Raw genomic sequence first — 8,915 nt, 5'->3', positions numbered from 1 at the left:
GATCTCCGGCGGCGCACGCGGACGTCGTCATGTACGGACCAGATCACCCCGGCCCAGGACGTGCGGACGCAGACGGTCGCGCCGCACACGCCCGGGCCCTGACGGACAGGTGTGCCCCATGAAGACCCTCGACACCCTGGGCGAGCTGCGCGGCAAGCGCGTCCTCGTCCGCTCGGACTTCAACGTGCCGCTCGACGGCACCACCATCACGGACGACGGCCGGATCAAGGCCGCGCTGCCCACGCTGCAGCGCCTCACGGACGCCGGCGCGCGCGTCGTCGTGACGGCCCACCTCGGCCGCCCCAAGGGCGAGCCGAACCCCGACTACTCCCTGGCGCCCGTGGCCGCGCGCCTCGGCGAGCTGCTGGGCCAGGAGGTGGCCCTGGCGGGCGACGTGACCGGCCCGTCGGCCCAGGAGACCGTCGCCGCCCTGGCCGACGGTCAGGTGGCCCTCCTGGAGAACGTCCGGTTCGACGCCCGCGAGACCTCGAAGGTCGACGCGGAGCGCGCGGAGCTGGCGGGCGAGCTGGCCGCGCTGGCCGACGCTTTCGTCTCCGACGGCTTCGGCGTCGTGCACCGCAAGCAGGCGTCGGTCTACGACGTCGCGAAGCTGCTCCCGTCCGCCGCGGGCGACCTCGTCCTCAAGGAGGTCGAGGCGCTCTCGCGTGCCACGACGGACCCGCAGCGGCCGTACGCCGTCGTGCTGGGCGGCTCGAAGGTCTCCGACAAGCTCGGGGTGATCGAGAACCTCCTCACGAAGGCCGACCGGCTGCTCATCGGCGGTGGCATGGTCTTCACCTTCCTCGCCGCGCAGGGCCACTCCGTGGGCTCGTCGCTGCTCGAGGCCGACCAGGTGGACACCGTGAAGGGCTACCTCGCCCAGGCCGCCGAGTCGGGCGTGGAGATCGTGCTGCCCACCGACATCGTCGCCGCCGACTCGTTCGCCGCCGATGCGCCCCACCGCACCGTGCCCGCCGACCAGATCCTCGACGGGACGATGGGCCTGGACATCGGCCCCGAGTCCGGCGCGCTGTTCGCGGAGCGGCTCGCAGACGCGAAGACGGTCGTGTGGAACGGCCCGATGGGCGTGTTCGAGTTCGACGCGTTCGCCGCGGGCACCCGCGCCGTCGCGCAGGGCATCGTCGACGCGACCGCGGCGGGCGCGTTCTCGATCGTGGGCGGCGGCGACTCGGCCGCGGCCGTGCGCGCGCTCGGCTTCGACGAGGCGGGCTTCAGCCACATCTCCACGGGCGGCGGCGCCAGCCTGGAGCTGCTCGAGGGCAAGGAGCTCCCGGGCCTCGCGGTCCTCGCCGACTGACGCACCCCGGCGCCCGTCGCCGGCCGACCCCTCCCACCAGCACGAGAGAACGAGGAGCCCATCGTGGCCACCACCCGCACGCCCCTGATGGCGGGCAACTGGAAGATGAACCTGGACCACACCGAGGCGATCGCCGCGGTGCAGAAGCTCGCGTGGACGCTCAAGGACGCGAAGCACGACTACGAGGCCGTGGAGGTCGCCGTCCTGGCGCCGTTCACCGACCTGCGGTCGGTGCAGACCCTCGTGGACGCCGACAAGCTCGAGGTGCGCTACGGCGCCCAGGACCTGTCGACGCACGCGTCCGGCGCCTACACGGGCGAGGTCTCCGGCCCGATGCTGGCCCGCCTGGGCTGCACGTACGTGGCGGTCGGGCACTCCGAGCGGCGCGAGTACCACGCCGAGGACGACGCGCTGGTGAACGCCAAGGTGCGCGCCGCCTTCGAGCACGGCCTCGTGCCGATCCTGTGCGTCGGGGAGGGCCTGGACGTGCGCAAGGCGGGCGAGCAGGTGTCGTACACGCTCGCGCAGGTCGACGCCGCGCTCGCGGACGTGCCGGCGGAGCAGGCCGCGAAGGTCGTCATCGCCTACGAGCCCGTGTGGGCGATCGGCACCGGCGAGGTGGCGACCCCCGAGGACGCGCAGGAGGTCTGCGGTGCGATCCGCGGCCGTCTTGCCGAGCTGTACGACGCGGAGCTCGCCGCCGGCGTGCGCGTGCTGTACGGCGGCTCGGTGAAGTCGGGGAACGTCGCGCAGATCATGGCGCAGCCCGACGTCGACGGCGCGCTGGTCGGCGGCGCGAGCCTCGACCCGGTCGAGTTCGCGAAGATCGCGCGATACCAGTCGCACGTCGCCTGACGCGAGACCACCACGGCGGGCCCGGCCCGCACGACGGACGCCTCCCGAGATCGTCACCCGATGGAAACATCGGTGTTCGCCTCGAGAGGCGTCCGTCACTTACTCTTGACCCGGCCAGGACGACGTCCTGGCCGGGTGACGGACAGAAGCCCGCCCCGCGGGACGGACGACGAACGAGGACAGCCGAGGACACCGTGGACGTATTGCAGATCATCCTTCAGGTTCTCCTGGTGATCACCAGCGCCTTCCTGACCCTGCTCATCCTGATGCACAAGGGCAAGGGCGGCGGTCTGTCCGACATGTTCGGCGGGGGCATCTCGAGCGCCGCCGGGAGCTCCGGCGTCGCCGAGCGCAACCTCAACCGGATCACGGTGAGCTTCGCGCTCGTCTGGTTCGTCGTGATCGTGCTGCTGGGCCTCATCACGAAGGTGAGCTGAGCAGGCACGACCGCGACCGTCACCGGCCCGGGCCGAGGCTCGGCCGGTGCGGGGGCAACGGGGCCGGGCGGCGAGCCCGGCCCGACGGTTCACGAAGATCGTCCGTGGGCGTACGCCCACTGAGTCGAAGGTGAGGACGACAGGACGTGGCTACAGCCGGTCATGCGATCCGGGGCTCGCGCGTGGGCGCGGGTCCGCTGGGAGAGTCCGAGCGCGGCGAGGCGGCACCCCGGGTGCGGGTCTCGTACTGGTGCGCGAACGGGCACGAGACGACGCCGAGCTTCTCGGCGAACGAGGACGTCGAGCCTCCGGAGTTCTGGGACTGCCCGCGCTGCGGCTTCCCGGCCGGGCTGGACGCGGCCAACCCGCCGGAGCCGGCGCGGAACGAGCCGTACAAGACGCACCTGGCCTACGTGAAGGAACGCCGCTCCGAGGCGGACGGTGCCGCCCTGCTCGAGGAGGCGCTCGCGACGCTGCGGGCGCGGCGGACGGGGCTGCGCCAGGCGAGCTGACGGCGCCGGGTGGAGCGGCGGCACCACCGGGCGTCCACCTGTCGAGACGGAGGCGCCGGGCGTAGTCTGGCCGCATGTTCGAGGAAGGACAGCTCTACGCCCCCGTCACCGAGGACGAGCACGGCGTCACGGTGCACCTCGCGGACGACCACCCCGGTGCGAACGACCCGGAGTACCGGCGCAGGCGGGAGATCATCGCCGGCCCCGCCCTGCGGTGGTCGCCGGGCGATCCGGTGCCCCGCGTCGAGTACACCGACGCGGAGAACGAGATCTGGCGCACCGTGTGCGCCGAGCTCGCGCCCAAGCACGAGCGCCTGGCGATCCGCGGGTACCTCGAGGGCAAGGAGGCCCTCGGCCTGCCGACCGACCGGGTGCCCCAGCTCGACGAGGTGAGCGCCGGCCTGGAGCCGCTCAGCGACTTCCGGTTGCACCCGGCCGCCGGGCTGGTGCCGCTGGACCAGTTCTACGGGTCCCTCGCCGACGGCGTCTTCCACTCCACGCAGTACCTGCGCCACGGGTCTCAGCCCCTGTACACCCCCGAGCCGGACATCATCCACGAGGTCGTCGGGCACGGGAACCTGCTCGCGAACCCGGCGATCGCCGACATCAAGCGACGGGCGGGCGAGGCGGCACGGCGGTGCGAGACGGCCGAGGGGCTGCAGTTCGTGGCGGACGTCTTCTGGTTCACCATCGAGTTCGGGGTGATGTACGAGGACGGGGAGCTGCGTGCCTACGGCGCGGGCCTGCTGTCCTCGTACGGCGAGATCGAGGAGTTCCGCGGCGCCACCATCCTGCCGCTGGACTTCTACTCGATGGGCACCGTGGAGTACGACATCTCGCACTACCAGCCCACCCTGTTCGCGTGCGACGGGATGAGCGAGCTCACCGAGCGGGTGGGGGAGTTCTTCGCCGAGTTCGACGACGAGACGCCCGCCCGCCTGCTCGCCGACCGGCATCGGTCGGCGAGCTAGCAGGTCAGGCGGCCGGGCCGGCCGCGGCGGCGTCGAGGAGCCACAGCGTGCGCTCGGTGCCGCGTGCCCCGGCCGCCGGCACGTCGGTCACCGCACCGCCGGCGAGGGCCGCGGCGGCCTGGGCCTCCTTCTCGGCGCCGGCCGCGACGACCCACACCTCGCGCGCCCTCCGCAGGGCGTCGAAGGTGAGCGAGACACGCTCCGGCGGCGGCTTCGGGGAGCCGTGCACGCCGACGGTCGCGCCGCGGGCCGCCAGCCCGTCGTGCCCGGGGAACAGCGAGGCGACGTGGCCGTCCGGCCCCATGCCGAGCAGCAGCACGTCGAACTCCGGGACGGCCGGCTCCGACGAGCCGGGAGCCGGCGCGGCGAAGGCCGCGAGCTCGGCCGCGTAGGCCGCCGCCGACTGCTCCGGCGTCTCGACGATGTCGCCGGCGTCCACGGCACCGCGGGCCGGCATCGCGTGCACGTGGTCGGCGGGCAGGCCGGAGTCCGCGACCAGCGCGTCCACGAGCGCGGCACGTGCCTGGGTCTCGTTGCGGTCCGGGTCGCCGTCGGGCAGGAACCGCTCGTCGCCCCACCACAGGTGCACCCCGGACCAGTCCACGGCGGAGCGCAGCGGGCTCGCGGACACGGCCTCGAGCGTCTTGATGCCCACGGTGCCGCCGGTCAGCACGGCGTGCACCGGCGTGCGGACCGACTGCACGTCGAGCAGGCGGGTGAGCAACCGGGCGGCGGCGGCCTCCGCGAGGACGTCCGGGTCCGGGTGGACGACGACGAGCGGCGCGCTCACGCCGTGGCCTTCGCCTTGACGGTCTCGACCCGCGTGATGCCCTTGGTGAGCACCTCGCCGTAGAGCTCGTCGGGGTCGAGGCGCCGCAGCTCCTCGATGAGGGCCTCGCTCAGAGCCCTGATGGGCAGCGCCATGCGGCGCTCGGGCTTCTCGGGCTGCGTGATCGACACGACGCGGCCGTCGGGGCGGTCGAGCACGATCGGACCGCTCTTGCGCTCCAGCGTCACGCGGGTGATGGCGTCGTCGCTGTCGGTGCGCACCACCGTGGCAGGACAGCGCAGACGCTGGCCGAGCCAGGCGGCCAGCAGGTCGAGCGACGTGTGCTGCTCCTGGCCCTCGACGGTCACGGCGGTGACGGGCTCGAACGGGGGCTGCTCCACCGCCGCCGCGATGAGGCCGCGCCACAGGGTGACTCGCGCCCACGCGAGGTCGGTGTCGCCCGGGCTGAACGTGCCCGCCAGACGGTGCAGCATCGCGACCGGGTCGGCCGCCGTCGTCGTGTCCGTGATGCGTCGCTGCGCCATCGCGCCCATCGGGTCCTGCGAGGGGGCGTCCGGCCCGCCGGTCGGCCACCACACGACGATGGGCGCGTCCGGCAGCAGCAGCGGCATGACGAGCGTGTCGGTGTGGTCGAGCATCGGCCCGCCGGCGCGCAGCACGACGACCTCCGAGGCGCCGGCGTCGCCGCCGACGCGGATCTCGGCGTCGAGCCGCGGCGCGGAGCGGTCGCGCTGCGCGAGCGGCGCGACCACGACGACCCGGCACGGGTGCTCGTGGCTGGCCTGGTTGGCCGCGCGCACGGAGTCCTCGATGTCGGCCTCCTCCGCGACGACGACGAGGGTGAGGACCCGGCCGAGGGCCACCGCGCCGCCCTCGTCGCGCAGGTGGGCGAGCCGCTTGCCGACCGCGTTCGTGGTCGTGTCCGGCATGTCGATGATCATCGGGGCTCTCCTCGGTGGAAGCGGCACGGGTGGGGGCGGCTCGCCGCGCCGCCTGGGGCGTCGTCCGGGGCGGGGCCGGGCCTCACGGGCGCCGCCACGAGCGGCCGTCGCGGGCCATCATCTTGTCGGCGGACGCCGGGCCCCAGGTGCCCGAGGCGTACTGCTCCGGCTTGCCCTTGCCCGCCCAGTACGCGGTGACCGGGTCGAGGATCTTCCAGGAGAGCTCGACCTCCTCGCGCGTCGGGAACAGCGGCGGGTCGCCGAGGAGGACGTCGAGGATGAGGCGCTCGTACGCCTCGGGGGACGACTCGGTGAACGAGTGGCCGTAGCCGAAGTCCATCGTGACGTCGCGGACCTCCATCGCGGTGCCGGGCACCTTCGCGCCGAACCGGAGGGTGACGCCCTCGTCGGGCTGCACGCGGATGACCAGCGCGTTGTTGCCCAGGTCGGACGTGAGCGACGACTCGAACGGCAGGTGCGGCGCCTTCTTGAAGACGACGGCCACCTCGGTGACGCGGCGGCCGAGGCGCTTGCCCGTGCGCAGGTAGAAGGGCACGCCGGCCCAGCGCCGGTTGTCGATCTCGAGCTTCACCGCGGCGAAGGTCTCGGTCGTGGAGTCGGGGTTGAAGCCCTCCTCCTCGAGGAACCCGACGACCTTCTCGCCGCCCTGCCATCCGGAGGCGTACTGGCCGCGGGCGGTGTGGCGGCCAAGGTCGCGGGGGAGCCGCACCGAGGAGAGGGCCTTGATCTTCTCGGCACGCAGCGCGTCGGCGTCGAAGTTGACGGGCTCCTCCATGGCGACCAGCGCCAGGAGCTGCAGCAGGTGGTTCTGGATGACGTCGCGGGCGGCGCCGATGCCGTCGTAGTAGCTCGCGCGGCCGCCGATGCCGATGTCCTCGGCCATCGTGATCTGCACGTGGTCGACGTAGTTGCTGTTCCACAGCGGCTCGAACATCTGGTTCGCGAACCGCAGGGCGAGGAGGTTCTGGACCGTCTCCTTGCCGAGGTAGTGGTCGATGCGGAACACCGACTCCGGGTCGAAGACCTGGGAGACCACGGCGTCGAGCTCGCGCGCGCTCTCGAGGTCGTGCCCGAAGGGCTTCTCGATGACGACGCGGCGCCACGCGTCCGGGGAGGACTTGGACAGCCCCGACTCCGACAGCTGGCGGCAGACCACCGGGAACGCGCTGGGCGGCACGGAGAGGTAGAAGGCGTGGTTGCCGCCGGTGCCGCGCTCGGCGTCGAGCTGCTCCACCGTCTGGCGCAGGCGCTCGAACGCGGCGTCGTCGTCGAACGAGCCCTGCACGAAGCGGATGCCCTCGGCGAGCTGGCGCCAGGTGGCCTCGCGGAACGGCGTGCGGGCGTGCTCCTTGACGGCGTCGTGCACGACCTGCGCGAAGTCCTGGTCGGCCCAGTCGCGGCGGGCGAAGCCCGTCAGCGCGAAGCCGGGCGGCAGCAGCCCGCGGTTCGCCAGGTCGTAGACGGCGGGCATGAGCTTCTTGCGCGACAGATCGCCCGTGACCCCGAAGATGACCAGGCCGCTGGGGCCGGCGATGCGGGGGAGCCGCAGGTCGAGGGGGTCGCGCAGGGGGTTGTGCTCGGCGGTGATCTTGGCCGGTCTCACGAGGTGGGCACCGTTCTTCGTCGTGCGGGCGGGAGGTGGTGCGGACCCGGGGGCGCCGTGGCGCCCCCCGGGGAGGGCTCAGGCGCCCTGGGCCTTCAGCCCGGCGGACGCGGTGTCGAGGAGCTCCGTCCAGGAGTCCTCGAACTTGCGGACGCCGTCCGTCTCGAGGTGGTCGGTGACCTCGGTGAGCGAGACGCCGAGGGACTCGATGGTCTCGATCGTGCGCCGCGCCGCGCCCGCGGTGCCGCGGACCGTGTCGCCCGTGACGACGCCGTGGTCGGCGAACGCCTGCAGGGTCGGCTCGGGCATCGTGTTCACGACGCCGTCGGTGACCAGCTCGGACACGTACAGCGTGTCCGGGTACTCCGGGTTCTTCACGCCGGTCGACGCCCACAGCGGCCGCTGCGGGTGCGCGCCGGACGCCGCGAGCGAACGCCACCGGTCCGTGCCCACGAACTGCTCGTAGGCCTCGAACGCCAGGCGGGCGTTCGCGACGGCGGCCTGACCGCGCAGGTCGAGGGCCTCCGGCGTGCCGATCTTCTCCAGGGCGGCGTCCACCGACGAGTCGACCCGCGAGACGAAGAACGACGCGACCGACCCGATGGGGCCGAGGTCGATGCCGTCGGCGCGCGCCTGCTCGAGGCCGATCGCGAACGCCTCCATGACGGCGCGGTAGCGCTCGATCGAGAAGATCAGCGTGACGTTGACGCTGATGCCCTGGGCGAGGGTGCGCGAGATCGCGTCCAGGCCGGGCACGGTCGCCGGGATCTTGATGAAGACGTTCGGGCGGTCCACGGTGCGCCACAGGCGCTCCGCCACGACGACGGTCTTGTCGGCGTCGTACGCCAGGCGCGGGTCGACCTCGATCGACACGCGGCCGTCCACGCCGTCGGTGGCGTCGTAGACCGGGCGCAGCAGGTCCGCGGCGGCGCGCACGTCGTCGGTGGTGATGGTCTCGACCGCAGAGTCCACGTCCGAGCCGGCGAGCTCGGACAGCTGCGCGTCGTAGGCGTCGCCGCTCGACAGGGCCTTGGCGAAGATCGTCGGGTTCGTCGTCACGCCGACGACGCCCCGCTCGGCCACGAGGGCCGCCAGGTTGCCGCTGCGCAGGCGTTCCCGCGACAGGTCGTCGAGCCAGATGGACACCCCGGCGCCGGTCAGGTCGGTGATCGGTGCGGGGACGGTGCTCTGCGTCATCGGACGTCCTTCCAGGTCGGAAGCCCCTGCACGGGAGGTCTCGACAGGGGCCGGGTGGGGCGCCGCGCAGGGCTATGACGGCCTCCTGGGCGGGCCGGGGGGCGGCCTCGCGGGGGGTGCTCTCACGCTCCGGCATGAGCGCCTCCGATCCGAACGTCACAAGTGGTGCGGGTGGTGCGGGTCACTTCGCGCCGAGGGCCTTCTGCAGCGCGGCGAGGTTGGACTTCATGACCTCGATGTAGTCAGCGCCCCGGGACTTCTCCGTGATTC

At 73.0% G+C, this 8,915-nt stretch carries 9 protein-coding genes; 5 read left to right on the top strand and 4 right to left on the bottom strand.

What is annotated here, in order from left to right; genetic code table 11:
- The first annotated feature begins 118 nt into the window (after positions 1 to 118).
- The 5 genes from ACFUVW_RS17175 to ACFUVW_RS17155 all read left to right on the top strand — a co-directional run bounded on the left by ACFUVW_RS17175 (position 119) and on the right by ACFUVW_RS17155 (position 4,093).
- Positions 119 to 1,318: a phosphoglycerate kinase gene (locus ACFUVW_RS17175; RefSeq protein ID WP_430572532.1), complete on the top strand. Its 1,200-nt coding sequence runs from the start codon at positions 119 to 121 to the stop codon at positions 1,316 to 1,318.
- 87 nt (positions 1,319 to 1,405) lie between these two features.
- Complete coding sequence (gene tpiA / locus ACFUVW_RS17170; RefSeq protein WP_430572533.1) at positions 1,406 to 2,173, top strand: triose-phosphate isomerase; 768 nt, start codon at positions 1,406 to 1,408, stop codon at positions 2,171 to 2,173.
- A 194-nt stretch (positions 2,174 to 2,367) separates the two neighbouring features.
- Entirely contained in the window at positions 2,368 to 2,610 is a 243-nt protein-coding gene (gene secG, locus ACFUVW_RS17165; protein ID WP_380326827.1) for a preprotein translocase subunit SecG, read from the top strand.
- Between the two features lie 146 nt (positions 2,611 to 2,756).
- The gene (locus ACFUVW_RS17160; RefSeq protein WP_430572531.1) at positions 2,757 to 3,122 is read left to right on the top strand and encodes an RNA polymerase-binding protein RbpA; all 366 of its coding nucleotides are present in this window, start codon (positions 2,757 to 2,759) and stop codon (positions 3,120 to 3,122) included.
- A 74-nt stretch (positions 3,123 to 3,196) separates the two neighbouring features.
- Positions 3,197 to 4,093 (top strand): phenylalanine 4-monooxygenase, encoded by an 897-nt coding sequence (locus tag ACFUVW_RS17155; protein WP_430572530.1) that lies wholly within the window; start codon positions 3,197 to 3,199, stop codon positions 4,091 to 4,093.
- A 4-nt stretch (positions 4,094 to 4,097) separates the two neighbouring features.
- Here the strand turns inward: ACFUVW_RS17155 and pgl are convergent, their stop codons facing one another.
- The 4 genes from pgl to tal all read right to left on the bottom strand — a co-directional run bounded on the left by pgl (position 4,098) and on the right by tal (position 8,645).
- Positions 4,098 to 4,883 (bottom strand): 6-phosphogluconolactonase, encoded by a 786-nt coding sequence (gene pgl, locus ACFUVW_RS17150; protein ID WP_430572529.1) that lies wholly within the window; start codon positions 4,881 to 4,883, stop codon positions 4,098 to 4,100.
- Complete coding sequence (gene opcA / locus ACFUVW_RS17145; RefSeq protein ID WP_430572528.1) at positions 4,880 to 5,824, bottom strand: glucose-6-phosphate dehydrogenase assembly protein OpcA; 945 nt, start codon at positions 5,822 to 5,824, stop codon at positions 4,880 to 4,882. Before opcA ends, pgl begins: the two co-directional genes overlap by 4 nt.
- A gap of 82 nt (positions 5,825 to 5,906) precedes the next feature.
- Positions 5,907 to 7,448 (bottom strand): glucose-6-phosphate dehydrogenase, encoded by a 1,542-nt coding sequence (gene zwf, locus ACFUVW_RS17140; RefSeq protein ID WP_430572527.1) that lies wholly within the window; start codon positions 7,446 to 7,448, stop codon positions 5,907 to 5,909.
- Positions 7,449 to 7,526: 78 nt separating this feature from the next.
- Positions 7,527 to 8,645 carry a transaldolase gene (gene tal / locus ACFUVW_RS17135; RefSeq protein ID WP_430572526.1) on the bottom strand — a complete coding sequence of 373 codons (1,119 nt, stop codon included), beginning with the start codon at positions 8,643 to 8,645 and terminating at the stop codon, positions 7,527 to 7,529.
- Between the last annotated feature and the right edge of the window lie 270 nt (positions 8,646 to 8,915).

It is taken from the genome of Isoptericola sp. NPDC057391, from assembly GCF_042668085.1.
Taxonomy (GTDB): Bacteria; Actinomycetota; Actinomycetes; order Actinomycetales; family Cellulomonadaceae; genus Isoptericola.
Note: the sequence above shows the minus strand (reverse complement) of the source record. Positions and strands in the feature narration are given on the sequence as shown.